The 24,918-nt window shown below is 69.6% G+C and carries 21 protein-coding genes; 5 read left to right on the top strand and 16 right to left on the bottom strand.

Annotated elements, in window-relative coordinates:
• The first annotated feature begins 130 nt into the window (after positions 1-130).
• Entirely contained in the window at positions 131-652 is a 522-nt protein-coding gene (locus ABZS64_RS14255) for a universal stress protein (protein WP_355828053.1), read from the top strand.
• 172 nt (positions 653-824) lie between these two features.
• Positions 825-1,394 (top strand): acetate uptake transporter, encoded by a 570-nt coding sequence (locus ABZS64_RS14260; protein WP_355828055.1) that lies wholly within the window; start codon positions 825-827, stop codon positions 1,392-1,394.
• 159 nt (positions 1,395-1,553) lie between these two features.
• On the opposite strand, the gene glmS is transcribed toward ABZS64_RS14260, so the two are convergent.
• The 3 genes from glmS to ABZS64_RS14275 form a co-directional block, all read right to left on the bottom strand.
• Entirely contained in the window at positions 1,554-3,371 is a 1,818-nt protein-coding gene (gene glmS, locus ABZS64_RS14265) for a glutamine--fructose-6-phosphate transaminase (isomerizing) (RefSeq protein ID WP_355828057.1), read from the bottom strand.
• Between the two features lie 42 nt (positions 3,372-3,413).
• A complete protein-coding gene (locus ABZS64_RS14270) occupies positions 3,414-3,692 on the bottom strand; it encodes a hypothetical protein (protein ID WP_355828058.1) in 279 nt (92 codons plus the stop codon).
• Positions 3,693-3,758: 66 nt separating this feature from the next.
• Entirely contained in the window at positions 3,759-4,613 is an 855-nt protein-coding gene (locus tag ABZS64_RS14275; protein ID WP_355828061.1) for a DUF4429 domain-containing protein, read from the bottom strand.
• 242 nt (positions 4,614-4,855) lie between these two features.
• Here ABZS64_RS14275 and ABZS64_RS14280 point away from each other — a divergent pair, with 242 nt between their 5' ends.
• Positions 4,856-6,463, top strand: a complete 1,608-nt coding sequence (locus ABZS64_RS14280; protein ID WP_355828064.1) for a beta-N-acetylhexosaminidase — start codon at positions 4,856-4,858, stop codon at positions 6,461-6,463.
• A 100-nt stretch (positions 6,464-6,563) separates the two neighbouring features.
• Here the strand turns inward: ABZS64_RS14280 and ABZS64_RS14285 are convergent, their stop codons facing one another.
• The 10 genes from ABZS64_RS14285 to ABZS64_RS14330 form a co-directional block, all read right to left on the bottom strand.
• The gene (locus tag ABZS64_RS14285; protein WP_355828067.1) at positions 6,564-8,345 is read right to left on the bottom strand and encodes an IucA/IucC family siderophore biosynthesis protein; all 1,782 of its coding nucleotides are present in this window, start codon (positions 8,343-8,345) and stop codon (positions 6,564-6,566) included.
• Positions 8,342-8,872: a GNAT family N-acetyltransferase gene (locus tag ABZS64_RS14290; protein WP_355828070.1), complete on the bottom strand. Its 531-nt coding sequence runs from the start codon at positions 8,870-8,872 to the stop codon at positions 8,342-8,344. The genes ABZS64_RS14285 and ABZS64_RS14290 overlap by 4 nt, the downstream gene beginning before the upstream one ends.
• Positions 8,869-10,125: a lysine N(6)-hydroxylase/L-ornithine N(5)-oxygenase family protein gene (locus ABZS64_RS14295; protein WP_355828073.1), complete on the bottom strand. Its 1,257-nt coding sequence runs from the start codon at positions 10,123-10,125 to the stop codon at positions 8,869-8,871. Before ABZS64_RS14295 ends, ABZS64_RS14290 begins: the two co-directional genes overlap by 4 nt.
• Positions 10,109-11,584, bottom strand: coding sequence for an aspartate aminotransferase family protein (locus tag ABZS64_RS14300; RefSeq protein WP_355828076.1), 1,476 nt, complete (start codon positions 11,582-11,584; stop codon positions 10,109-10,111). Before ABZS64_RS14300 ends, ABZS64_RS14295 begins: the two co-directional genes overlap by 17 nt.
• A gap of 116 nt (positions 11,585-11,700) precedes the next feature.
• Positions 11,701-12,552 (bottom strand): siderophore-interacting protein, encoded by an 852-nt coding sequence (locus ABZS64_RS14305; RefSeq protein WP_355828078.1) that lies wholly within the window; start codon positions 12,550-12,552, stop codon positions 11,701-11,703.
• 2 nt (positions 12,553-12,554) lie between these two features.
• Positions 12,555-13,580 (bottom strand): ABC transporter substrate-binding protein, encoded by a 1,026-nt coding sequence (locus tag ABZS64_RS14310; RefSeq protein WP_355828081.1) that lies wholly within the window; start codon positions 13,578-13,580, stop codon positions 12,555-12,557.
• 120 nt (positions 13,581-13,700) lie between these two features.
• Positions 13,701-14,867, bottom strand: a complete 1,167-nt coding sequence (locus ABZS64_RS14315; protein ID WP_355828084.1) for an acyl-CoA dehydrogenase family protein — start codon at positions 14,865-14,867, stop codon at positions 13,701-13,703.
• Between the two features lie 7 nt (positions 14,868-14,874).
• Positions 14,875-15,813 (bottom strand): hydroxymethylglutaryl-CoA lyase, encoded by a 939-nt coding sequence (locus ABZS64_RS14320; protein ID WP_355828087.1) that lies wholly within the window; start codon positions 15,811-15,813, stop codon positions 14,875-14,877.
• Positions 15,810-17,930, bottom strand: coding sequence for an acetyl/propionyl/methylcrotonyl-CoA carboxylase subunit alpha (locus tag ABZS64_RS14325; protein ID WP_355828362.1), 2,121 nt, complete (start codon positions 17,928-17,930; stop codon positions 15,810-15,812). The genes ABZS64_RS14320 and ABZS64_RS14325 overlap by 4 nt, the downstream gene beginning before the upstream one ends.
• 14 nt (positions 17,931-17,944) lie before the next feature.
• Positions 17,945-19,561, bottom strand: coding sequence for a carboxyl transferase domain-containing protein (locus ABZS64_RS14330; protein WP_355828090.1), 1,617 nt, complete (start codon positions 19,559-19,561; stop codon positions 17,945-17,947).
• An 88-nt stretch (positions 19,562-19,649) separates the two neighbouring features.
• Between ABZS64_RS14330 and ABZS64_RS14335 the strand changes: the two genes are divergently transcribed.
• Together ABZS64_RS14335 and ABZS64_RS14340 are read left to right on the top strand one after the other, a co-directional pair.
• The gene (locus tag ABZS64_RS14335; RefSeq protein WP_355828093.1) at positions 19,650-20,243 is read left to right on the top strand and encodes a TetR/AcrR family transcriptional regulator; all 594 of its coding nucleotides are present in this window, start codon (positions 19,650-19,652) and stop codon (positions 20,241-20,243) included.
• Positions 20,244-20,416: 173 nt separating this feature from the next.
• Complete coding sequence (locus ABZS64_RS14340) at positions 20,417-21,196, top strand: phosphatase (protein ID WP_355828096.1); 780 nt, start codon at positions 20,417-20,419, stop codon at positions 21,194-21,196.
• A gap of 9 nt (positions 21,197-21,205) precedes the next feature.
• Here the strand turns inward: ABZS64_RS14340 and tesB are convergent, their stop codons facing one another.
• The 3 genes from tesB to ABZS64_RS14355 all read right to left on the bottom strand — a co-directional run bounded on the left by tesB (position 21,206) and on the right by ABZS64_RS14355 (position 24,826).
• The gene (tesB, locus tag ABZS64_RS14345) at positions 21,206-22,078 is read right to left on the bottom strand and encodes an acyl-CoA thioesterase II (protein WP_355828099.1); all 873 of its coding nucleotides are present in this window, start codon (positions 22,076-22,078) and stop codon (positions 21,206-21,208) included.
• 30 nt (positions 22,079-22,108) lie between these two features.
• Entirely contained in the window at positions 22,109-23,266 is a 1,158-nt protein-coding gene (locus ABZS64_RS14350; RefSeq protein WP_355828102.1) for an acyl-CoA dehydrogenase family protein, read from the bottom strand.
• A gap of 108 nt (positions 23,267-23,374) precedes the next feature.
• Positions 23,375-24,826 (bottom strand): PucR family transcriptional regulator, encoded by a 1,452-nt coding sequence (locus ABZS64_RS14355; RefSeq protein WP_355828105.1) that lies wholly within the window; start codon positions 24,824-24,826, stop codon positions 23,375-23,377.
• Positions 24,827-24,918: the final 92 nt, after the last annotated feature.

Genomic DNA, 24,918 nt, shown 5'->3' on the forward strand with positions numbered 1-24,918 from the left:
GGGCTGTGCGCTCTGGGCAGGGAAGGAGTGTCGCCGTACCCTTGGGGTATGGGCCAGGGAAGATGATTCCCGGACACAGCTCTGCCGCCCACCGTCGCCCTCCCATGAGGATCTGAACGCCGAGACACCGATGGCCGGTCACGAATTCCCCGAACCCGCGGACCGCAAGCAGGTCGCCGACCCTTCGTCGGACCTCCAAGCGGCAGAAGAACCACGTCATTCTTGCGATCCCGCCTTCCGGCACGGAGTCGTTGTCGGCTTCGACGGGTCGACGTCCAGTGAGCGGGCGCTCGCGTACGCCGTCGGCATGGCCAGACGGTCCGGTTCTGCCCTGATCATCGTCCATGTCGCCAACCGGCTGCCGACCACCGTCTGGGCAGGCTGTGAGCCCCCGGTCTTCGTGGATGTCCCCGATCACCGCACCGAGGTACTGGGACTTGAGCTGGCGTGCGCGGACTACCTCACCGAGGTGCCGTGGATTCTCGTCGAGCGCGGTGGCGACATCTGCCACGAGCTGGAGGAGGTCGGCCGGGAGTATTCGGCCGACGCGATCGTGGTCGGCTCGACGCACGGCATCGTCGGGCGCCTGTTCGGCTCGGTGGCGGGACGGCTCGCGAAGCGCGCGCAGCGGCCTGTCGTTGTCATCCCGTAGCCAACCCGTAATCGCGCTTCCACTTGCGCTTTCCGCCCAGGTCGCGCGGGGTCAACTCCCTTGGTGTGTACGGAAATCTACTCGCCCGTACAGGTGGATTGTGCGCTTGTGAAGGGTACATAAGGGTCGCTGGGAAGCAGCACAACTGCACAGGACACGAAGGGAGCCCGCCGTGGACAACGAAGTCTCTGCGGGAAGCGCAACTACTTCGACTCTCGGCCACCTCGCGCTCGGACTGACCCTGCTGGCGTTCGGTGTCGGCCACACCGGTGTGATCGACAATGTGGCGGCCTCGGACGCGGCCGGTCTCGCGACGTGGGTCGGCGGCGTCGCACTGTTCATCATCGGTCTGCTGGAGTACCGCGCGGGCAACGCCGGTACGGGCACGGCGTTTTCGGGACTCGGCGCCTTCTGGTTCACCTGGGGCACCGCAGTCGGCAGTGAGATGTCGGCCGAGGCGGCAGGTCTCTTCCTGCTGCTGTGGGCGCTGCTCGCACTCACCCTGACCGCAGCGTCCGCGGGCAGCGGACTGTTCGGACAGGGCGTGTACGGGCTGCTGTTCGTCTCGCTGCTGCTGATCGGCATAGCGTCGTTCGCGGACAACGAGGGGCTGGCCAAGGCGGGCGGCTGGGCCGGCGCGGTCGCGGGACTCGCGGCCTGGTACGGCGCGACGGCCGCACTCGCCAAGTGGCCGACCCTCTCAGGGCGCGCTGCCGGCCGAGGAGTGACGGCCACCGGCTGAGGCAGCCGCAAGCCGGTGCTTGGGCGGCACCGGCTCACCAAAAGGCGGTCCCCCCGCGCGCATCGTTGGCTGCGCGCGGGGGGACCGCTGTGTCCGGGATGCTAGGGGGTGTCTTTTGGATCAGCCCGACAAGATCCGGAAGACACCCCCTAGGTCCGGCTACTCGACGGTGACCGACTTGGCCAGGTTGCGCGGCTTGTCGATGTCGCGGCCCATGGCCAGGGCCGTGTGGTACGCGAAGAGCTGGAGCGGGATACCCATCAGGATCGGGTCCAGCTCGTTCTCGTTCTTCGGTACGAGGATCGTGTGGTCGGCCTTCTCCTGCTCGCGGTGGGCCACGGCGAGGATCCTGCCGCTGCGGGCCTTGATCTCCTCCAGGGCCGCGCGGTTCTTCTCCAGCAGCTCGTCGTCCGGGACGATCGCGACTGTCGGCAGCGCGGGCTCGATGAGCGCCAGTGGGCCGTGCTTGAGCTCGGAGGCCGGGTAGGCCTCGGCGTGGATGTAGGAGATCTCCTTGAGCTTCAGCGAGGCCTCGAGGGCCACCGGGTAGCCGCGCACCCGGCCGATGAACATCATCGACTTGGCGCCCGCGTACTCCTCGGCGAGCTTCTTGATGTCGGCCTCGCCCTCCAGGATCTCGCTGATCTGCGCGGGCAGCTTGCGCAGGCCCTCGATGATCCGCTTGCCGTCGGAGACCGAGAGGTCGCGGATGCGGCCCAGGTGCAGGGCGAGCAGCCCGAAGGCGACCACGGTGTTGGTGAAGCACTTGGTGGAGACGACGCAGACCTCGGGGCCGGCGTGCACGTACACGCCGCCGTCGGCCTCGCGGGCGATCGCGGAGCCCACCACATTGACCACGCCGAGGACGCGGGCGCCCTTGCGCTTGAGCTCCTGCACGGCCGCGAGCACGTCGTACGTCTCACCGGACTGGGAGACGGCGATGTACAGGGTGTCGGGGTCCACGACCGGGTTGCGGTAGCGGAACTCGGAGGCCGGCTCGGCGTCCGCGGGGATACGGGCCAGGCCCTCGATCAGCGAGGCTCCGATCATGCCCGCGTGGTACGAGGTGCCGCAGCCGAGGATCTTCACACGGCGGATGCCGCGGGCCTCGCGGGCGTCCAGGTTCAGGCCGCCGAGGTGCACGGTGGAGAACTTCTCGTCGATGCGGCCGCGCAGGACGCGGTCCACCGCGTCGGGCTGCTCCGTGATCTCCTTGTGCATGTACGTGTCGTGGCCGCCCATGTCGTAGGAGGCGGCCTCCCACTCGACGGTCTCGGGGGTGGCGGTGGTGCGCGTTCCCGAGGTCGTGTAGGTGCGGAAGTCGTCGGCCTTCAGGGTGGCCATCTCGCCGTCGTCGAGGGTGACGATCTGGCGGGTGTGGGAGATCAGCGCGGCGACGTCGGAGGCGACGAACATCTCCTTCTCGCCGATGCCGAGGACGACGGGGGAGCCGTTGCGTGCGACGACGATGCGGTCGTTGAAGTCGGCGTGCATGACGGCGATGCCGTAGGTGCCCTCGACGACCTTGAGCGCCTCGCGGACCTTCTCCTCGAGCGTCTCGGCCTGGGAGCGGGCGATCAGGTGGGTGAGCACCTCGGTGTCGGTCTCGGAGGCGAAGACGACGCCGTCCGCTTCCAGCTTCGCGCGCAGCTCGGCGGCGTTGTCGACGATGCCGTTGTGGACGACCGCGACCTTGTTCTCGGGGTCGAGGTGCGGGTGCGAGTTGATGTCGCTCGGGGCGCCGTGGGTGGCCCAGCGGGTGTGGGCAATGCCGGTGGTGCCGGCGAAGCGCTTGGGGACCCGGGCCTCCAGGTCACGGACCCGGCCCTTGGCCTTGACCATTTTCAGGCCGGTGGCCTTGGGGCTCGTGATCACGATGCCCGCGGAGTCGTAGCCCCGGTACTCCAGCCGCTGCAGGCCTTCGAGCAGCAGCGGTGCCACGTCACGCTTGCCGATGTAACCGACAATTCCACACATAGAGTTATGCCCCTCCGGTAGATCAGGTGTGTGCCCGGCCGGTCAGCCGTAGACCATGCGGCGCAGCTGGCGGAGCGAGAGCTCCGGCGGCGCCACGGCGCGGTGCGGCAGTTCGGCCGCGATGCGCTCGAAGATCTCCGCATTCGCCAGGCCACCGGATTGCAGCTCGCGGTGGCGGCGGCGGACGAATTCCTCGGTCTTCTCGTCGAAGTACGCCAGCACGTCGAGCACCACCCGGGCTGCCTCACCGCGCTGGAGCGCGGTGCTGCGCACCAGATGGTCGATGAGATCGTCGTGGGACGATGGGCGGCGTTCGAGCACCCGTAGATATTGCGGGGTCACCCGTCGTGTTTGCAAGAATCCTGCCCGATTCCGGGCACATCTCACTCAGAGGCGCTTCAGAACCGCCCGTTTTGCGGTGGTGAACTCCTCTTCCGTCAGTATTCCGGCCTGATGCAGCTCACCCAGGTCCCGCAGTCGGCGCAGCAGTGCGTCATGATCGTCGCCGCTGGGCGCGGGGGGCGGGACGGCGTCCTCCGGTGCGTACGGATGCGGCATCCGTGCCGTTACGGCGGCCCCGATCAGCGCCATCAGGGGGTCCTTGCGGAAGCCCCACAGCTCCACGGCGTACGGGTCGTACTTCGGCGGGGGCGGGGAGCCGACCTTGGTCACCCTGAATCGGAGGTAGCCGTTCTCCAGACCGGCCGAGGGCAGCCACTCGACCGCGTCCACGTCCTCCAGCGCGACGCTGCGGACGCCGCCGGAGGACTTGGACTCCTCGGTCTTCCAGTTCCACTCGAGACGGATTCGCTCACCGTCGAAGGTGGCGGTGCCGTCGCCCGCACCGACGGTGATGGGCAGGGCGGGGCCGGGGAGGAGGTAGGTGTCGACGGGTCCTGTCTGCACCTGTTCGAGCAGCAGGGCGTTGCGCACCTCGTCGACGAAGTACTCGGCGACGCCGGTGCGGTCGTTCTCGACGGTGAGCCGATAGGGGTCGGAGCTGTCCTCCAGCTTGCCGCCGGTGATCTGGAGGAGCGGATCGGCGCCGTTGCGCAGGCGCAGCCGGAGCCGTCCGGACTTCTTGCCGGGCTCGAAGGAAATCCCGGCGAGTGCGGTCAGGGGGACGGCGACTTCACCGAGGGTCTTGCGCAGCAGGCTCACGCTCTTGTCGCTGCCGGGCACGATGCGCACCGTGTCCCCGTCGAAGGTCCAAGTCCCGTCCTTCTGAATGATTTCCGCCATGCCCGCGATTCTCGCACCGGGGGGTGGCGTGCGGGGGCTGGCCCAGGGCGAGTTGGCGGGGGTGCCGCCCGGGGGGTTCGTGCCGGCGGTCCGGGGGTTGTCCCCCGGGATGGCACAGTCGCCATGCGGGGATTCTTTCATCAGGGGGCCGAGGAAGTGGTCTACACCTTGACCTCAACTGGGGCGCACGGTACGCATGATGACCGGCCACAGTTGCGATGCCCGTCGAAGGGACCCAGCCTGTGATACAGCCCAGAGCGTTACCCCGTCTGCTCGGCTCGCTGCTGCTTGTCGCCGCCGCGGGCATCTGCGCAATCGGCGCCGGACCCGCGCCCGCCCAGTCCGTTTCCACCCCGCGGCCCCTCGGGCAGATCGTCCCCGCGCCCGCGTCCGTCCGGCCGGGCGGGGCTCCGTACACCCTCACCCCCTTCACCCGGATCCGGGTCGACGACGACTCCCGTGAGGCGCGGCAGATCGGCACGTATCTCGCCCGGATTCTGCGGCCCTCCACCGGATACGCCCTGCCCGTCACCGGCGACCACGCCCCCGGCGGCATCCGGCTGCGGCTGAGCACCCACGACCGTGCCCTCGGCGACGAGGGGTACCGGCTCCAGTCCTCGCCCGCGGGGCTCACCCTCACCGCCCGCAAGCCCGCCGGGCTCTTCCACGCCGTGCAGACGCTGCGCCAGCTGCTGCCCGCGGCCGTGGAGAGGGACAGCCGCGAGCGCGGCCCCTGGCAGATCGCGGGCGGCACCATCACCGACGCCCCGCGCTACGCCTACCGGGGTGCCATGCTCGACGTCTCCCGGCACTTCTTCACCGTCGACCAGGTCAAGCTCTATATCGACCAGCTCGCGCTCTACAAGATCAACAAGCTGCATCTGCATCTCTCCGACGACCAGGGCTGGCGGATCGCCATCGACTCCTGGCCGCGTCTTGCCACCTACGGCGGCTCGACCCAGGTCGGCGGCGGACGCGGCGGCTACTACACCAAGGCCCAGTACAAGGAGATCCTCCGCCACGCCGCCTCCCGCTATCTGGAGGTCGTCCCGGAGATCGACATGCCGGGCCATACGAATGCCGCGCTCGCCTCGTACGCCGAGCTGAACTGTTCCGGCATCGCGCCTCCCCTCTACACCGGTATGGACGTCGGCTTCAGCTCGCTGTGCGTGCCGAAGGCCGTGACGTACGACTTCGTGGACGACGTGGTGCGCGAGCTCGCCGCGCTCACCCCCGGCAAATACCTCCACATCGGCGGCGACGAGGCGCACTCCACCAGCCACGCGGACTATGTGGCGTTCATGGACAAGGTGCAGCCGATCGTCGCCAAGTACGGGAAGACGGTGGTCGGTTGGCACCAGCTGACCGGGGCCACGCCCGCGAAGGGTGCGCTCGCGCAGTACTGGGGTCTGGACGACACCAGTGACGAGGAGAAGGCACAGGTCGCGAGGGCCGCGCAGAACGGCACTGGGCTGATCCTGTCGCCCGCGGACCGGATCTACCTCGACATGAAGTACAACAAGGACACGCCGCTGGGGCTGGACTGGGCGGGCTTCGTCGAGGTGCGCCGGGCGTACGACTGGGACCCGGCCGCGTATCTGCCGGGCGCGCCGGCGTCGGCTGTGGCGGGAGTCGAGGCCCCGCTGTGGTCGGAGACGATCTCGACGAGCGATCACATCGAGTTCATGGCGTTCCCGCGGGTGGTGGGCGTTGCGGAGCTGGGCTGGTCGCCGGCCTCCACGCATGACTGGGAGGCATACCGGGTGCGGCTGGCGGCGCAGGGCCCGAGGCTGGCGGCGCTGGGGATCGACTTCTACCGCAGCCCGCAGGTGCCGTGGCCTGCGGGCTGAGCCGGTCAGGCGGAGAGTTCAGCCCGTCCGGCGACTGAGGACACAAGAAAAGAGACGGGCGCGCCGGTGAGGGACCGTATTCACCGGCGCGCCCGCCCGTTCAGTGGGAGAACCGCGCGATCGGGTTCTCCAGCGCGCCGACCAGCTGCAGCGCGCCCGCCGGGTCCGCCAGGTCCACCATCTGCTTGTTGTTGCGCAGCTGGAGCCTGTTGAGGCAGGAGAGCGCGAACTCGCCCGCGAACATGTCGTACTCCTGGAACTTGTCCGCCAGATGCGGCACCGACTCCTGGTACGCCGTGACGCACTCGGCGATCGTCCGCCAGAACGTGTCCTCGTCCAGCCGCTCCTCCGTGACCAGCGTGGCCCCCAGGAAGCGGAAGAAGCAGTCGAAGACGTCTGTGAAGACGGAGAGCAGCTTCATGTCGTCGGGGACGTCCGCGCGGATCCGTTCGACGGCGGGCGGCAGTACCGCGTCCGCGTCCATCACCGCGATCTCCTCGGCGATGTCCTTGAAGATCGCCCGCTGGACCGTGCCGTCCTCGCCGATGACGAGAATGACGTTCTCGCCGTGCGGCATGAAGACAAGGTCGTACGCGTAGAAACTGTGCAGTACGGGCGTGAGATACGCGTCCAGATAGCGCCGCAGCCACTCCGCGGGTGCCAGGCCCGACTCGTCGATCAGCGCGCCCGCGAACGACGCGCCCTCGTGGTCGACATGGAGCAGCGAGGCCATGGTCGCCGGCCGTTCGCCCGGACGCAGCGACGGCACCGGACTCTCGCGCCACAGCGCGGCGAGCATTTTGCGGTACGGCGAGTAGCGGTCGGTCGCCCGCTCGTACTGGCGGTGGTGGTAGCCGATCGCCGCCCGCTCGCGGATGATCGAGAAGCGCACGGCCTTCAGCACGTCGTCGCTGTCGATCAGGCCCGCGAGCCAGTCGTTGATCGCCGGGGTCGCTTCCATGTACGCGGCCGAAAGGCCCCGCATGAAGCCCATGTTGAGGACGGACAGCGCTGTCTTGACGTAGTGCTTGGCCGGGGCGCTCGCATTGAAGAAGGTGCGGATCGACTGCTGCGCGAGATAGTCGTCGTCGCCCGTGCCCAGGCACACCAGCCGCCGCTGGGCGACCTCGGCGGCGAAGGTGACGGAGAGTTTGTTCCACCACTGCCAGGGGTGGACGGGCAGCAGGAAGTAGTCGGCGATGTCGAGGCCGAGGGCGTTCAGCTGCCCGCCGAAGCGTGCGAGGGTCGCTTCGCCGAGTTCGTCGCGGACCAGCGATTCGTAGTCGAGTCCGGCGCCCGCCGTGAAGGTGGCGACATCCCGCCGGGCGGCGAGCCACACCAGGCGGATCTCGCCGGCCGTCTCGGGGGCGTACGAAAGGTATTCGTGTACCCCGAAGCCGAGCCGGCCGTTGTTGGCCACGAAGCAGGGGTGGCCCTCGGTCATGCCCGTCTCGATGGCCTGAAAGCCTGCCGTGGCCAGCTCGGCGGAGGCGACGGGCTTCTTGGTCAGCTTGTACGCCGTGCCGGAGAGGGTGGAGGAGATCTCCTCCAGATAGACCGGCAAGATCTCGTCGCTCAGGCCCAGCGAGCCGCGCAGCTCGATGAAGAAGTCGAGTGCGTCCAGGGGCTGCCGCTCACCGTCCCGGTGGCGGGTGATGGAGTCGGCGAAGACCTGCCAGTGGTCGAGGGCGAACCGGCGGGCGGTGAAGCGGTATTCGGTCGCGGAGTCGTCACTCAGGACCCGGTAGAGCTCCTCGCCGAGGGACTCGGGAACCAGCAGCCGCTCGTGCGAGAACTCCGCCAGCGCCTTGCGTACGAGGAGCCGGTTGGCCTGCTCCCACAGCTCGGGCGTCAGATGCGACACGGCGTCGGCGAGACTCATCGGATCGCTCCTCGCGCGGCCGTGAACTGTTCCCGCGTGCAGATACTCAAGTACGCGTCCTTCTCCGGCTTCTCGATCTTCCCGACGATCTCGAAGCCGACGGCCTCGTTGAGCGCGTGCACGGCCTTGTTGCGCACGTCCGGCTCGACGACCACACGCGTGGTGGCCTCGTCCGCGAACAGCGTCTCCATCACCGCGGTGATCACCGCGCGGGTGAAGCCGTGCACGGGCGTATCGGTCGGCGCGACCAGGAAGTGCATGCCGACGTCGCCCGGCCGGGCGTCGTACAGCCCGACGAGTTCGACGTGCGCCGGGTCGTAGCGCTCCATCAGGAAGACGGGCTCGCCGTCCTTCAGCCCGATGAAGGCGTGGTGGTGTTCATGGGCGGATATCGCCATGTACTCCCGCTCGACGTCCTGCAGTTTCGCGTCCTGCATCAGCCAGAACGCGGCCTTGGGATGGGTCACCCAGCCGTGCACCAGCTCGGCGTCGGCAAAGGGATCGAGGGGGCGGACGGTGAACGTCATGCGGAGAACTCCTGGAACGCGATGGACTTTTCGACGGCGTAGTACTCGGAACCCAGCAGCTCTCCGATGATGTAGGCGTTGCGGTACGCGCCCATGCCCAGGTCGGGCGAGGTGATGGAGTGCGTGTGCACCCCCGCGTTCTGCAGGAAGATCTCGCGGCCCGCCGTGTCGATGGCGTAGTTGCGGGCGACGTCGAAGCGGCCCTGCCCGTCGCGGCGGATCCGGTCGCTGATGGGCTTCAGGAACTCGGGCTCGGCGTACTTGTAGCCGGTGGCGAGGATCAGGCCCTCCGTGCGCAGCTCGAAGTCCTTGCCCTGCTCCACCTGGCGCAGGCCGAGGGTGTACGTCCCGTCCTCATAACCGGCGCTCTGGAGAGAGGAGTTGGTGAGCAGCCTGGTCGGGACGGGGCCCTTCAGGTTCTTCTGGTAGAGCAGGTCGAAGATCTCGTTGATGAGACCGCCGTCGATGCCCTTGAAGAGGCCCTTCTGCTGCGACTCGAGCCGGTAGCGGGTTGCTTCCGGAAGCGCGTGGAAGTAGTTGATGTACTCCGGCGAGGTCATTTCCAGCGTCAGCTTGGTGTACTCCAGCGGGAAGAACCGCGGGGAGCGCGTGACCCAGTTGAGCCGGTAGCCGTGCACATCGATCTCGGAGAGCAGGTCGTAGTAGATCTCCGCCGCGCTCTGGCCGCTGCCGACGAGGGTGATCGACTCCTTCTGCTGCAGCGCCTCCTTGTGGTCGAGGTAACGCGAGTTGTGCAGCAGGTCGCCGCCCAGTCCCCGGCAGGGTTCGGGGATGTACGGCGGGGTGCCGGTGCCCAGGACGATGTGGCGGGCGCGGAACTGCTCGCCCGCCTCGGTGTGGACGACGTACAGCTCGTTCTCGTACTCGACCCGGGTCACCGTGGTGGAGAAGCGGATGGAGCTGAGTCTGGCGGCGGCCCAGCGGCAGTAGTCGTTGTACTCGGTCCGCAACGGATAGAAGTTCTCGCGGATGTAGAAGGAGTACAGCCGTCCCGATTCCTTCAGGTAGCTGAGGAAGGAGTAGGGGGAGGTCGGGTCGGCGAGGGTGACCAGGTCCGACATGAACGGCGTCTGGAGATGCGCGCCCTCCAGGAACATGCCGGAGTGCCACTCGAAGTCCGGCTTGGACTCCAGGAAGAGGCCGTCCAGTTCGTTGATCGGCTCGGTCAGACAGGCGAGCCCCAGATTGAACGGACCCAGTCCGATACCGATGAAATCAAGAGGCGTGGACAAGGTTCTCTCCCAGGTACTGCTCGGCGTGGCCGGCGATCAGATCGAGTACGGCGGCGATGTCTTCGGTCGTCGTCTCGGGGTTGAGCAGGGTGAACTTCAGGTACTGGCGGCCGCCGACCTTCGTACCGGCCACCACGGCCTCGCCGGACGCGAACAGCGCCTTGCGGGCGTAGAGGTTGGCCCGGTCGATCTCGGTGGGGCTGGTGACGGACTCGGGTATGTAGCGGTAGACCAGCGTCGAAAGCTGCGGCTGGACCACCACGTCGTAGCGCGGGTCGGCGGCGAGCAGCTCCCAGCCCGCCGCGGCCAGGTCGCAGACCTCGTCGAAGAGCTCCCCGACACCGTCCGCGCCCATCACGCGCAGCGTCATCCACAGCTTCAGCGCGTCGAAGCGGCGTGTGGTCTGCAGGGACTTGTCGACCTGGTTCGGAATGCTCCCCCGTAGCCCTCCGGGCACGGGAGGTGCCCCCACTTCGACCGTCTGCCGCGGGTTGAGGTAGTCCGCGTGGTACGTGGCGTGGCTCAGCGTCGCCCCGTCCCGTACCAGCACGGCGGACGAACTCACCGGCTGGAAGAAGGACTTGTGGTAGTCCACAGTGACCGAATCGGCGTGCTCGATGCCGTCGAGGAGTTGGCGGCGGGTGGGCGAGGCCAGCAGTCCGCAGCCGTACGCGGCGTCCACATGCATCCAGGTGCCGTACTGCTGGGCCAGCTCGGCGATCTCGGGCAGCGGGTCGATGGAGCCGAAGTCGGTGGTGCCCGCGGTCGCTACGACGGCCATGGGGACCAGGCCGTCCCGTGTGCAGCGCTGAAGCTCCGCGGCGAGAGCGAGCGTCTGCATCCGCTTGTTGCGGTCGACGGGGACGGAGACGACGGCTTCGGGCCGGAGTCCGAGCAGCGTCGCCGACTTCTGCACGCTGAAGTGGCTGCACTCGGAGGAGAAGATGCGCAGTTTCGCGAGGTCCGTCGTCTTGGCCTCCTGGCGGGCGAGCAGCAGCGCCTGGAGGTTGGACTGTGTGCCGCCGCTGGTGAACACGCCGTCGGCGGCGGCTCCCAGGCCGATCCGCTGCGCGGTCCAGTCGATGAGGCGGCGTTCGATGAGGGTGCCGCCGGCGCTCTGGTCCCAGGTGTCGAGCGAGGAGTTGACCGCGGAGAGCACGGCCTCGCCGAGGACGGCCGGGATGACGACCGGGCAGTTGAGGTGGGCGAGATAGCGGGGGTGGTGGAAGTAGACGGCGTCCCGCAGATAGACGGTCTCCAGCTCGTCGAGGGCGGCGGAGGCGTCGCCGAGCGGCTGGTCGAGGTCGACCGCGGAGATCACCGGGGCGAGTTCGTCGGCGGTGACGCCGGTGAACGGCCGCCGGGTCGTGGCGAGTCGGTTCGCCACCCGCTCGACTCCTTCGGTCACGGAGCGCCGATAGCTCTCCGCCGTTACGTCATTGAGCAGGTGCGAGCGCATGCGATGTCCTCCGGACAAGCGAGGGGGGCGAGGATGCTGGAGTAAGGTTAGCCTAACCTAACTTTCCGTGCCAGCGGTCCCTCGCCCCCCTCGGGGCACGGCAGTTATGCCGTTGTTCACATGTCGTCGGCCTCGTCGGCCACAGCCTCATCGCGGAGGCCGTCCTCGCTCACGCCGCGCTTCCAGTAGCCGACGAACGTGACGCGGCGGCGATCGAGTTCGCGCTCGCGCACCAGATGGCGGCGCAGCGCCTTCACGCTTCCCGACTCGCCCGCGATCCAGGCGTACGCACTGCCCTCGGGCAACTCCGCCCGGCTGACCGCCTCCAGGGCCGAGGGCGCGCCCTCTTCCCGTACGAGCCAGGTGATACGGGCGTCCGCCGCGGTCTTCAGATCCTGGCGGTCCTCGGTGTGCTGCACCTCGAGCCAGACCCGCGCCTGCATGCCGGCGGGCAGCCACTCCAGGATCACGGCGGCGGCGGGCAGTGCCGTCTCGTCGGCCCAGATCAGCACCCAGTCGGTGTCCTCGGGCGGGCGGCAGCGCACGGCGGTGTTGTCGGCGACGGCCGGGCCGAGCACCGTCACCCGGTGGCCGGGCGCGGCCCGGAGGGCCCAGCGGCAGGCCGGTCCGCCGTCGGCATGAACGGCGAAGTCGATGTCCACCTCGGCGGGTTCGAGCCGCTGTTCCCGCACGGTGTACGAGCGCATCACGGCCCGTACGTCCTCGGGCATCGCGCGCCACGCGCCGAGCGTGGCGTACATGTCTCCGTCGTCCGGCACAGGCACGACGGGAGTCTCCTGGCCGGGGTGCGGCAGGAAGAGGGAGAGGCTCTGGTCGCGGCCTCCGGCGGCGAAGTCCTTGAGTCCCTCGCCGCCGAAGGTGACGCGGACCATGGACGGGCCGAGCCGCCTGGTCCGTACAACCTCAAGACTGAAGAATCGGAACGGGGCGGCCACGGCAGTCGTCATGGTCAGGCGGCCTTCTTCGCGGTCTCGATGGCCTTGGCCAGGTCTTCGAGGACCGGCGCGCACTTGTCGTAGGAGTAGATCGGCTCGGTGACGCGCGGGATGACCTGTCCGGCCTTGACGGCGGGCAGCTTGCCCCAGGTCGGCTTCTTCGTCAGGGCGTCGGGCTGCAGGGTCCCGGTGCGGTTGTCCAGGATGATGATGTCGGCGCCGTACTTGCCGGCGTTCTCCCAGCTGAGCTCCTCGAAGAAGCCCTGCGCGTTCGGCTTCGGCTCGACGAACTTCACGCCGAGCTCCTGGAAGTACAGGGTGTCGGCGGACATCTTCGGGACGGAGACGTAGAACAGTTCCGGGCTGCCGGAGCCGATGAGCACCTTGATGTCCGCCTTGGCCTTCGCGGCGGCGCGCAGCCGGGCCGCGGCCTTCTCGAAGCGGGCCTTGGCGTCGGCGGCCTTCTTGCCCTTGACGTCACCGCCGAGGGAGGCGGCGAGCTCGGCGTGCCGCTCCAGGGCCTTCTGCATCGTGGTCTCGGCCGCCCACAGCAGAACGCTGGGGGCCAGCTTCATGATCTTGTCCTTGGACTGCGGCGGGACGTACCACGGGTCGTTCTTGGCCCACATGTTGGTGATGAGCAGCTCGGGGTTCAGGGCCGCGTACTGCTCGATGTTGAACTGGCCGTAGACATTGCCGATGACCTTGACCTTGGTGACGTCGAGGTCGCCCGCCTGGACGTCGGGCCTGCCGTCCTTGGTCGTGGTCGGGCCGAAGACCCCCTTGACCTCGACGCCGTAGTCGTAGAGGGCCGCGGCGGTGCCGGTGAAGGCGACGATGTTCTTCGGGGTCGCCTTCAACTGGACGTTCTTCTCGCGGTCGTCCGTGAAGGACCAGCGGCCCGACTTCTCCGCGGCCTTGCCGGCGCCGCCCTTCTTGTCCTCGCTGCCGCAGGCGGCCAGCGCCGCGCCGAGCCCGAGGGCGCTGCCGGCGGCGAGGAGGCCGCGACGGGTGAGATGGGACGGGCGGGCGTTGGGCATGGTTATGTCCGCTTTCGTGCGTGCCGGTTCGGCCACTGGCAGTTTCGAAGATAGGTTAGCCTAACCTCACTTGCTGTCCAGTGGGTGCCCCGCACCACGCCCGCCCCAGGGGTGACCGGGTCAGCCCGTGAGCCCCAACTCCCGGGCGATCAGCATCCGTTGCACCTCGCTCGTGCCCTCGCCGATCTCCAGGATCTTGGAGTCGCGCCACATCCGGGCCACCGGGTACTCGTTCATGAACCCGTAGCCGCCATGGATCTGGGTGGCCTCACGCGCGTTGTCCACCGCGACCGTGGAGGAGTACAGCTTGGCCAGCGCCGCCTCCTTCTTGAACGGCTCGCCCTGGACCAGTCGTGAGGCCGCGTCGCGCCAGCCGACCCGGGCCATGTGCGCCCGCATCTCCATGTCGGCGATCTTGAACTGAATGGCCTGGTTGTCGCCGATCGGCCGCCCGAACGCGTGCCGCTCCTTGGCGTACTTCACGGACTCGTCCACACAGCCCTGCGCGAGGCCCGTCGCGAGCGCGGAGATCGCGATCCGGCCCTCGTCGAGGATCCGCAGGAACTGGGCGTACCCGCGGCCCTCCTCGCCGAGCAGGTTGGCCAGCGGCACCCGGACGTCGTCGAAGGACAGCTCACGGGTGTCCGATGCGTTCCACCCGACCTTGGAGTAGGGGGCGGCAACGGTGAAGCCGGGGGTCCCGGAGGGGACGATGATCGAGGAGATCAGCGGCTTGCCGCCCTCGGTGCGGCCGGTCACCGCCGTGACCGTGACCAGGCCCGTGATGTCCGTACCGGAGTTGGTGATGAAGCACTTCGAGCCGTTGATCACCCACTCGCCCGTCGCCTCGTCCCGCACGGCCGTGGTGCGGGTACCGCCGGCGTCCGAGCCCGCCCCGGGTTCGGTCAGCCCGAAGGCGCCGAGCATCTCGCCGGAGCACATCTGCGGCAGCCACTGCCGCTTCTGCTCCTCCGTGCCGAAGCGGTAGACGGGCATCGCGCCGAGCGAGACACCGGCTTCGAGGGTGATCGCGACGGAGGAGTCGACGCGGGCCAGCTCCTCCAGGGCGATGCCGAGGGCGAGATAGTCGCCGCCCATGCCGCCGTACTCCTCGGGGAAGGGCAGTCCGAACAGGCCCATGCGGCCCATCTCGCGGACGATCTCGTACGGGAACTCGTGGCGCTCGTAGAAGTCGCCGATCTTCGGCGCGATCACATCGTGCGCGAACTGCTCCACGGTGCGGCGGAGTTCCTCGTGCTCGGGGGTGAGCCGGTGGTCCAGGGACATGGGGGAGTCACTCCTTGTGGGAGAGGGCACGGACGGTGCGGGACGGGCTCGGTCGGCCCAGCTGTTCGGCCATCCACACGCTCGTGGCGGTGAGGCGGCCGAGATCGACCCCGGTTTCGATGCCGAGGCCGTCGAGCATCCACACGAGGTCTTCGGTGGCGAGATTTCCGGTCGCGCTCTTCGCGTACGGACAGCCGCCGAGGCCGCCCGCGGAGGCGTCCACGGTGGTCACGCCGTGCTGAAGAGCGGCGAGGGTGTTGGCGAGTGCCTGGCCGTAGGTGTCGTGGAAGTGCACACCGATGGCATTGGTCGGCACACCCTCTTCGTTCAGGGCGGCGAGCAGGGCCAGCACATGGCCGGGTGTCGCCACGCCGATGGTGTCGCCGAGACTCAGCTCGTCGCAGCCGAGGTCCATCAGCTGCTTGGCGACACGGACGACCTGGTGGACGGGGACGGGCCCCTCCCACGGGTCCCCGAAACACATGGAGAGATAGCCGCGGACATGGACCTTGTCCGCGCGGGCCTTGGCGACGACCGGCTCGAACATGGCCAGCGACTCGTCGACGCTGCGGTTGAGATTGCGCCGCGCGAAGGTCTCGGTCGCGGAACCGAACACGGCGATACGGCGCGCACCGAGGGCGGTGGCCCGCTCAAGCCCGCGTTCGTTCGGTACGAGGACGGGCAGGGCGACGCCATCGATGTCCCCGATGAGGGGGAACAGCTGCTCGGCATCGGCGAGTTGGGGCACCCACTTGGGGTGGACGAAGCTGGTCGCCTCGACGGTGGTCAGGCCCGCGTCGGCGAGCCGGTGGATGAACTCCGCCTTGACCTCGGTGGGGACGACCGTCTTCTCGTTCTGCAGGCCGTCACGCGCCCCGACCTCGTGGATCCGGACGCGGGGCGGCAGATCCTGCACGGGAACGGCCATGGGCAGCCCGTCGGTCATGCTTCCTCCCTCGGGGTGACGACCGCCAGGATCTGGTCCATGGCGACGGTCGAGCCGGGTGTGACGTCCAGCTCGGTGACGGTGCCGGCGTGCGGGGCGGAGATGACGTGCTCCATCTTCATCGCCTCGACGACGAGGAGGCCCTGGCCCGCCTCGACCTCGTCCCCGACGGCGACCTTGACGACGGTGACGGTGCCGGGCATGGGCGCGGCGAGGGTGTCGGCGCCGGCGTGCGCGGCGCCACTGAGGGACGCCTCGACGGGGTCGTGGTCCTGGACGTGCCAGGAGTGGCCGTCCCGGCCGAGCCAGGTCCCCTCCGGGGAGGGGGCGTACTGGAAGCGGTGCGTGACGCCGTCCAGCTCGAGGGTGACGTTGCCTTCGGCGGCGTGCACGAGCCGGGTGCGGGCAGGGAGTTGATCCCCCACCCTGCCCCTTCCCGACTGTGACATGGGCGGCTCCGCCGCGTGAGGGGGCAGGCCCCCGGACCCCCCCGACGGCAGCTTCGCGCCGTCCGCCGAGGCGGCTTCTGTCAGGACGTCCGTGAAGCCCGCCTGCGGACGTACGCGAATCGCCACCGGGTCCTGGCCCGGTACGCGGACGTGGTGGACCGTCCAGGCGGGGACGCCGCCGAGGCGCCACCCGCTGGGCACGGAGAAGGGGTCGGTCCAGCCCCCGGCGGGGTTGCGGGAAGGGGCGGGGTGGGGGAGATCCAGCCCGCGCACCAGCGTCGCGGCCGCGTACACCTCCGCAGGGACCCCGTCCACGACCAGGCTCTCGGCGTCCCGCTCCACAAGCCCCGTGTCCAAGTCGCCCGCGACCACGGCCGGGTGGGCCAGCAGTTCGCGCAGGAAGCCCGCGTTCGTCGGGACGCCGAGGGTGACCGTGTCCGCGAGGGCCGAGCGCAGCTTGCGCAGCGCCGTCGCGCGGTCGGGGCCGTACGCGATGACTTTGGACAGCATCGGGTCGTACAGGCTGGAGACCTCCGTGCCCCGGCTCAGGCCGGAGTCGGTGCGCACGCCGTCGCCCTGCGGCTCGTGCAGCGCCAGCACCGTGCCGCCGGAGGGCAGGAAGCCCCGGGAAGGATCCTCCGCGCAGATACGGGCCTCGATCGCATGACCCGTGAGGGTGATGTCCTCCTGGGCGAACGCCAGTTGCTCACCGGCGGCGACCCGCAGCTGCCACTCCACCAGGTCCAGGCCGGTGACGAGCTCCGTCACCGGGTGCTCCACCTGGAGGCGGGTGTTCATCTCCATGAAGAAGTACGAGGACGGGTCGTTGCCCGGGACGATGAACTCCACCGTGCCCGCGCCCACATAGCCGCAGGAGAGGGCCGCCTCCACGGCGGCGGAACCCATCGACGCACGCGTCTTCTCGTCCAGCAGGACGCTCGGCGCCTCCTCGATGATCTTCTGGTGGCGGCGCTGCAGCGAGCACTCGCGCTCGCCGAGATGCACCACGTTCCCGTGTCCGTCAGCGAGGACCTGGATCTCGATGTGCCGCGGCCGGTCGATCCACCGCTCCACGAGCAGCGTGTCGTCGCCGAAGGAGGCCCGCGCCTCGCGCCTGGCCGCCGCGATCTCGTCGAGGAGCGCCGACTCGACGCGCGTGAGCCGCATGCCCTTGCCGCCGCCGCCCGCCGAGGGCTTCAGCAGCACCGGCATGCCGATCTCCCGGGCGGCGTCGGCGAGTTGATCGTCGCTCAGGCCGGATCCCGACGAGCCCGGAACCACGGGGACACCGGCCGCCCGCACCGTCTCCTTCGCGCGGATCTTGTCGCCCATCAGCGAGATCGCCGATGCGGGCGGCCCGATGAAGACCAGCCCCGCGTCGGCGCAGGCCTGCGCGAAGCCCGCGTTCTCCGCGAGGAAGCCGTAGCCCGGGTGGACCGCCTCGGCGCCCGTGCGGGCCGCGGCTTCCAGCAGGCGCTCCACGGACAGGTAGCTCTCGGCGGCAGGCGCGGGGCCGATGCGGACCGCGGTGTCCGCCTCCCGTACATGCCGTGCGTCCGCGTCCGCGTCGCTGAACACGGCGACCGAGCGGATGCCCATCGCGCGCAGCGTACGGATGACGCGCACCGCGATCTCGCCTCGGTTGGCGACAAGGACTGTGCTGAACATCGTCATGGTCCGTCTCACATCCGGAAGACGCCGAAGGCGGGGTCGGTCAACGGGGCGTTGGCACAGGCGGTGAGCGCGAGGCCCAGCACCTGACGGGTCTCCAGCGGGTCGATCACGCCGTCGTCCCAGAGCCGGGCCGTCGCGTAGTAGGCATTGCCCTGGGACTCGTACTGGCCACGGATAGGACTCTTGAAGGCCTCTTCGTCCTCCGCGGACCAGGACTCGCCGCGGCCCTCCAGCTGGTCCCGCTTCACGGTCGCCAGCACGGAGGCCGCCTGCTCGCCGCCCATCACCGAGATCTTGGCGTTGGGCCACATCCACAGGAAGCGCGGCGAATACGCCCGTCCGCACATCGAGTAGTTCCCCGCGCCGTACGAACCGCCGATGACGATGGTCAGCTTCGGCACGCGCGTGCAGGCCACGGCCGTGACCATCTTCGCGCCGTGCTTGGCGATGCCGCCCGCCTCGTAGTCCTTGCCGACCATGAAGCCCGAGATGTTCTGCAGGAAGAGCAGGGGGATGCCGCGCTGGTCGCACAGCTCGATGAAGTGGGCGCCCTTCTGGGCGGATTCGGAGAACAGGATGCCGTTGTTGGCGACGATGCCGACCGGGTGGCCGTGGATCCGGGCGAAGCCGGTGATCAGGGTCTGCCCGAACTCCGACTTGAACTCCTGGAACCGGGAGCCGTCGACGACCCGCGCGATCACTTCGCGTACGTCATAGGGAGTGCGGGAGTCCACCGGCACCGCGCCGTACAGACCGGCGGGGTCGACCTTCGGCTCCTCGGCCGGCTCGACCGACCAGGGGAGCGGGCCGCGCTCGGGGAGCGTCGCCACGATGTTCCGTACGATCCGCAGCGCGTGCGCGTCGTCCTCGGCGAGATGGTCGGTGACGCCGGAGACACGGGAGTGGACCTCGCCGCCGCCGAGCTCCTCGGCCGTGACGACCTCGCCGGTCGCCGCCTTCACCAGGGGCGGGCCGCCGAGGAAGATCGTGCCCTGGTTCCGCACGATCACGGCCTCGTCGCTCATGGCGGGCACATACGCCCCGCCCGCCGTGCAGGAACCGAGGACGGCCGCGATCTGGGGGATGCCCGCGCCGGACATCCGGGCCTGGTTGTAGAAGATCCGCCCGAAGTGCTCGCGGTCGGGGAAGACCTCGTCCTGCATGGGCAGGAAGGCGCCGCCGGAGTCCACGAGATAGACACAGGGCAGCCGGTTCTCCAGGGCCACCTCCTGCGCCCGCAGATGCTTCTTGACCGTCATCGGGTAGTACGTGCCGCCCTTGACGGTGGCGTCATTGGCGACGACGACCACCTCGCGGCCGCTGACCCGCCCGATCCCGGAGATCACTCCGGCGGCCGGTGCCTGCCCCTCGTACATCCCCTCGGCGGCGAGGGGGGCGAGCTCCAGAAAGGGCGAGCCCGGGTCCAGGAGAGTGTCCACGCGGTCGCGCGGCAGCAGTTTTCCGCGCGCCGTGTGGCGGGCGCGGGCTTTCTCACCGCCGCCGAGACGGGCCGCGGCGAGCTTGGCGCGCAGGGCGTCGGCCAGCTCCTGGTGCGCCACCTCATTGGCCTGCCAGGCCGGAGAGGCGGGGTCTGCCGCACTCGCCAGCACGGGTGCCTGCTGCATCGCTCGAGCTCCCTTGCTCGGTTAATGAGCGTTAACGTGTTTCGTCTAGGTTAACGAGCGCTAACACCCCTGTCTAGAATGAATTCTCATGAGCACCAGGACGGCGGCCCCGACGCGCCGCGAGCAGATCCTCAAGGAGGCCGCGCGCCTCTTCGCCGAGCGCGGCTTCCACGGGGTCGGCGTCGACGAGATAGGGGCTGCCGTCGGCATCAGCGGACCGGGTCTCTACCGCCACTTCGCGGGCAAGGACGCGATGCTCGCCGAGCTGCTCGTCGGCATCAGCGAGCGGCTGCTGAGCGGCGGCCGGCTCCGGGTCGAGGAGTCCGCGGCCGACCCCGAGGTGCTGCTCGCCGCGCTGATCGACGGGCACATCGACTTCGCGCTGGACGACCGCCCACTCATCACCCTGCACGACCGGGAGCTGGACCGCTTGCGGGACAGCGACCGCAAACTGGTGCGGCAGCTCCAGCGGCAGTATGTGGAGCTGTGGGTCGCGGCTGTCCGCGACCTCCACCCGGAGGTGGCGGAATCGGAGGCCCGCGCGGCGGTCCACGCGGTCTTCGGGCTGCTCAACTCGACACCGCACCTGGGCTCGTACGGCGGCGGACTGCCGGGCCGGGCCGCGACGGAGACGCTGCTGCGGCGGCTGGCGCACGGGGCGTTCGCGTCGCTGGCGAACTGAACGGACGTGTGCCGTGCCCGGTGGAGCCGGGCACGGCACACTGCGGCGGGATCCTGTGCCGGTGCCGCCCCTCGGCGCCGACCGGGCGGCTGGTGCCGTCGCCCCAGAGGGCAGACACGTCCAGCGTTCGGGACGCCCGGCACGGCGTGCGTACCTGACGGCACAATGGGTTCATGCCGATACCCAGCCGTGCCGCCCTTGTCGACCACCTCGTCCGCACACGTATCGCCGGAGATGTCGCCACACCCCGCGACAACAATCTCTCCCACTACCGCAAGCTCGCCAACGGCGACCGGCATTTCTGGCTGGGGCTGGAGCTCGGGGACCGCTGGACCGACGAGCAGGACGTACTCGCGGTCATGGCCGAGCGCTGCGGGGTCAACGACGATCCCGGGTTCCGGACCGGGCAGGACACGATCGACCCGGAGCTCACCGTCGACGCCCTGGAACGCCTCGCGGCGCGGCTGCGCAAGGCCGCCGCCGGGCAGGAGCGGGTGCTCTTCGCGACCGGGCACCCCGGTGGCCTGCTCGACGTACACCGGCAGACCGCGGACGCGCTGCGGGCCGCGGGGTGCGAGATCGTACGGATTCCGGGCGGGCTGACGGCCGACGAGGGCATGGTCTTCCAGTTCGCCGACGTGGCGATGCTGGAGCGCGGCGCGACCCTGTGGCACACGCACTCCCCGGCGCCCATGGCCGCGATCCTGGACGGCCTGGAGCGGGACGGCAGACCGCAGCCCGACCTCGTGGTGGCCGACCACGGCTGGGCGGGCTGCGCGGGCCAGCGCGGTCTGGACTCCGTCGGATACGCGGACTCCAACGATCCCGCGCTCTTCATCGGCGAGGCGGAGGGCACCCTCCAGGTGGCGGTCCCGCTGGACGACCATGTCACCGACCCGCGCTTCTACGACCCGATGACGGCCTATTTGCTGGACGCGGCGGGTCTGTCCTGACCCGCCGGATCAGCGGGGGACGCGAACGACACCCTCCTGGATGACGGAGATCGCCAGACGGCCGTCCTGGGTGTAGATCCGGGCCTGCCCGAGGCCGCGGCCGCCGGAGGCCGACGGCGACTCCTGGTCGTAGAGCAGCCACTCGTCCGCCCTGAAGGGGCGGTGGAACCACATCGCGTGGTCGAGTGACGCGCCCACCACGTCGCCGACCGCCCAGCCGCCGCGGCCGTGCGCGAGCAGGACCGAGTCGAGCAGCGTCATGTCGGAGACGTACGTGGCCAGGCAGACGTGCAGCAGCGGATCGTCGGCGAGTTTGCCGTTGGCCCGGAACCACACCTGCGAGCGCGGCTCGCGTGCCTGGCCCACCGTGCCGTACGGCGGCTCGTCGACATAGCGCAGGTCGACGGCGGCGCGCGCCTGGAGCACACGGTCCACGGTGCCCGGGTCGACGAAGTCCTTCGCGTACTTGGGCAGGATCTCCGCAGCCGTCGGCAGCGTCTCCGGGGCCGGTGCGGGCGGCATCGGCGCCTGGTGCTCAAGGCCTTCCTCGTACGTCTGGAAGGACGCCGAGAGATGGAAGATCGGCTGCCCGTGCTGGACGGCGACGACCCGGCGGGTGGTGAAGGAGCGTCCGTCGCGGATGCGGTCGACCGTGTAGACGATCGGCGCGCCCGGGTCGCCCATGCGCAGGAAGTACGCGTGAAGGGAGTGGGCCGTGCGGTCGTCGGGGACGGTGCGGCCCGCGGCGACGAGGGCCTGGGCCGCGACCTGTCCGCCGAAGACGCGGGGGACGACCGCGGAGCGGGAGAGTCCCCGGAAGATGTCCTGCTCGATCTGCTCCAGGTCGAGCAGATCGAGCAGTCCGTCAAGTGCTTCGCTCATGAGGTGAAGGTAGTTGAGAAGGTAACTGCCCTACAGGCCCATGTCCTTGGCGATGATCGACTTCATGACCTCGCTGGTGCCGCCGTAGATGCGGTTGACGCGGTTGTCCGCGTAGAGGCGGGCGATCGGGTACTCGTTCATGTAGCCGTAACCGCCGTGCAGCTGGAGGCACTTGTCGATGACGCGGTGTGCGACCTCGGTGCAGAACAGCTTCGCGGACGCGGCCTCGGCGGCGGACAGCTCGCCCTCGTCGATGGCGTCCATGGCGCGGTCCACGACGGCCTCGGCCGCGTCGACCTCGGCCTTGCAGGCGGCCAGTTCGAACTTGGTGTTCTGGAAGGAGGCGACGGTCTTGCCGAAGACGGTGCGCTCCTCCACGTACTGCTGGGCGAAGCGGACGGCGGCCTTGGCCTGGGCGTAGGCGCCGACGGCGATGCCGAGACGCTCCTGCGGCAGGTTCTGGCCCAGGTAGTAGAAGCCCTTGTTCTCCTCGCCGAGCAGGTCCTCGACCGGCACCTTGACGTCGGTGAAGGACAGCTCGGCGGTGTCGGAGACCTTCAGGCCCAGCTTGTCGAGCTTGCGGCCGACGGCGTAGCCCTCGGACTTGGTGTCGACGACGAAGAGCGAGATGCCGTGGCGGCGGTCCTCGGCGGTGGGGGCGTCGGTACGGGCGCAGACGATGACGCGGTCCGCGTGCACGCCGCCGGTGATGAAGGTCTTGGCGCCGTTGAGGACGTAGTGCGTGCCGTCCTCGGAGAGCTTGGCGGTGGTCTTCATGCCCGCAAGGTCCGAGCCGGTGCCGGGCTCGGTCATGGCGATGGCGTACATCGTCTGGCCGGAGACGAAGTCCGGCAGCCAGCGCTTCTTCTGCTCGTCCGTGGCGTAGGCCTTGAGGTACGGCAGGCAGAGCATCACGTGCACGCCGCTGCCGCCGAAGGACACGCCCGCGCGGGCGCACTCCTCGGCTATGACGGCCTCGAACTTGAAGGTCTCAAGACCCGCGCCGCCGAACTCCTCCGGCACCTCGATGCCGAAGACACCCAGCTCGCCGAGCTTGTAGTAGAAGTCGCGAGGCGCCTGCCCCGCCGCGTACCACTCGTCGTAGACGGGAGCGACCTCGGCCTCGATGAAGGCGCGAATGGTCTCGCGGAACGCCTCGTGGTCCTCGTTGTACACGGTACGGCGCACGGGGACGCCCTCCTTCGTCAGCTCGTCCAAGCTTTGTCTAAGCGCTTGCTCAGAAAAAGTTACCGGTCGGTCACCGGGGCTGTCCAGGGGCGAGTGCCGTCGTCCGCGTCACAGCCAGCGCAGCGCGAACCAGAGCTCCATGCGTACGTCGGCGTCGTCGAGGTCCTCGTCGAGCAGCGCCGCGCAGCGGGCGATGCGCTGGCGGACGGTGTTGCGGTGGACCTCCATCGCCGCGGCCGTACGGTCCCAGCTGCCGTGCAGCGAGAGCCAGGTGCGCAGGGTGTCGAGCAGCGCGGGCGAGTCCGCGAGCGGGGCGAGCCGCAGCCGGGCATGGGCTTCGGCCTCGCCGGGGGAGAGCAGCGCGGCGAGCGAGGTGCCGCGGTGCCGGACGAGATCCGTGCGGGTGGCGGCGGCCCGGTGCAGGGCCCTGGCCGCCTGGCTGTCGGCGGCGGCGAGCTCGTCGGTGTGCACGGGCGCGCTCACGCCGAGGACCCAGCCGGGCTGCGGGGCGACCTCGCGGTCGGCGGGCAGCAGGATGCGTACGGTCCCGTCGTCGGCCGGGTCGACGAGCGCGCTGCCGAGCGCGGCGGCGAGGGCGGACGCGGCGAAGGGGGTGCCGCGGCCACCGCGCGCGTGCACGACGGTCCACAGCTCGGGCCCGAGCAGCGGCGCGGCCTCGGCGGGACGCGCCCCGAGGAGCAGCCGCACGAGGGCGGCACTGCGGCTTGTGTTGTCGGCGCCCTGGTGGGGTGCGGTGAGCAGGGACAGCAGGACGACGGCGACCCCGGCGACGGTGTGGTCCCCGGGCTCCCGGGCGGGCGTCGCGAGCCCGAGGACGAGCCCTTGGTTCCCCCCGAGTGCATAGGCGGCGAGCTGGGCCCCGGGCACGCTGTCGGCGGCGGACGCGGGCGCGGGGCTCTCCGTCGCACCCGATGGCGGGTTCACCACGCGTGCCAGGTGCCGAAGCGCCGCCCCCGCCGACGGCACCGGTGCGCGGCCCGTCGAGGACAGTTCCGTGCCGTCCGGGGCCAGCAGGACGGCCAGGCCCCCCAGGCGGGATGCCAGTTGGTGCAGGACCGCCGGGATCGGGTCCGGGCGGGCCGCCGCTGCGGCGAGGCCCTGCTGGGCCTGCGTCACCCGGCGCAGTTCCCGGTGGCGGGCCTCTGCCATCAGCCGCCACACCGCCCGTGCGACCGCCGTGAACGTCGTCTGCGGCGGCACTTCGAGCAGCGGCAGCCCATGCCGGTCGCACGCCTCGATCAGATCCGCCGGCACCGTGTCGTGCACCGGCGCGACCCCGAATCCGAGCGCCGCCGCCCCCGCCTGCACGATCCGCGAGACATACCTGTCCGGGTCCTTCAGCAGCACCCCCGCGCTCAGCAGCAGCTCACCACCGAGCAGATACGGGTAGGGGTCCTCCATCTCGGAGGTGTGCACCATGTGCACCGCCGCGCCCGCCTCCACCGGCCCGGCGATCTGGCGCAGCCCCAGTTCCTCGCGGGCCAGCAGTGCGGCGAGCGGGATCGGTGGGGTCGGTGGTGCTGTTGCGGTCTCCGGCATGGACAGTCCATCCATCGGCAGCGTTAAGAATGGATGAAACGTACTCTTCAGGCTTGCATTCCGGCCACCTACCGTCGTCGCACAAGACCTGA

Source organism: Streptomyces sp. NPDC005408, from assembly GCF_040606445.1.
GTDB lineage: Bacteria > Actinomycetota > Actinomycetes > Streptomycetales > Streptomycetaceae > Streptomyces.

Excerpts from the sequence above, each read along its gene's own strand:
- tesB (WP_355828099.1), bottom strand. The coding sequence starts at position 22,078 with ATGAGCGAAGCACTTGACGGACTGCTCGATCTGCTCGACCTGGAGCAG.
- ABZS64_RS14255 (WP_355828053.1), top strand. The coding sequence starts at position 131 with ATGGCCGGTCACGAATTCCCCGAACCCGCGGACCGCAAGCAGGTCGCC.
- ABZS64_RS14275 (WP_355828061.1), bottom strand. The coding sequence starts at position 4,613 with ATGGCGGAAATCATTCAGAAGGACGGGACTTGGACCTTCGACGGGGAC.
- ABZS64_RS14355 (WP_355828105.1), bottom strand. The coding sequence starts at position 24,826 with ATGCCGGAGACCGCAACAGCACCACCGACCCCACCGATCCCGCTCGCC.
- ABZS64_RS14330 (WP_355828090.1), bottom strand. The coding sequence starts at position 19,561 with ATGCAGCAGGCACCCGTGCTGGCGAGTGCGGCAGACCCCGCCTCTCCG.
- ABZS64_RS14310 (WP_355828081.1), bottom strand. The coding sequence starts at position 13,580 with ATGCCCAACGCCCGCCCGTCCCATCTCACCCGTCGCGGCCTCCTCGCC.
- ABZS64_RS14325 (WP_355828362.1), bottom strand. The coding sequence starts at position 17,930 with ATGTTCAGCACAGTCCTTGTCGCCAACCGAGGCGAGATCGCGGTGCGC.
- ABZS64_RS14315 (WP_355828084.1), bottom strand. The coding sequence starts at position 14,867 with ATGTCCCTGGACCACCGGCTCACCCCCGAGCACGAGGAACTCCGCCGC.
- ABZS64_RS14335 (WP_355828093.1), top strand. The coding sequence starts at position 19,650 with ATGAGCACCAGGACGGCGGCCCCGACGCGCCGCGAGCAGATCCTCAAG.
- glmS (WP_355828057.1), bottom strand. The coding sequence starts at position 3,371 with ATGTGTGGAATTGTCGGTTACATCGGCAAGCGTGACGTGGCACCGCTG.
- ABZS64_RS14285 (WP_355828067.1), bottom strand. The coding sequence starts at position 8,345 with ATGAGTCTCGCCGACGCCGTGTCGCATCTGACGCCCGAGCTGTGGGAG.
- ABZS64_RS14320 (WP_355828087.1), bottom strand. The coding sequence starts at position 15,813 with ATGACCGACGGGCTGCCCATGGCCGTTCCCGTGCAGGATCTGCCGCCC.
- ABZS64_RS14305 (WP_355828078.1), bottom strand. The coding sequence starts at position 12,552 with ATGACGACTGCCGTGGCCGCCCCGTTCCGATTCTTCAGTCTTGAGGTT.
- ABZS64_RS14290 (WP_355828070.1), bottom strand. The coding sequence starts at position 8,872 with ATGACGTTCACCGTCCGCCCCCTCGATCCCTTTGCCGACGCCGAGCTG.
- ABZS64_RS14300 (WP_355828076.1), bottom strand. The coding sequence starts at position 11,584 with ATGCGCTCGCACCTGCTCAATGACGTAACGGCGGAGAGCTATCGGCGC.
- ABZS64_RS14340 (WP_355828096.1), top strand. The coding sequence starts at position 20,417 with ATGCCGATACCCAGCCGTGCCGCCCTTGTCGACCACCTCGTCCGCACA.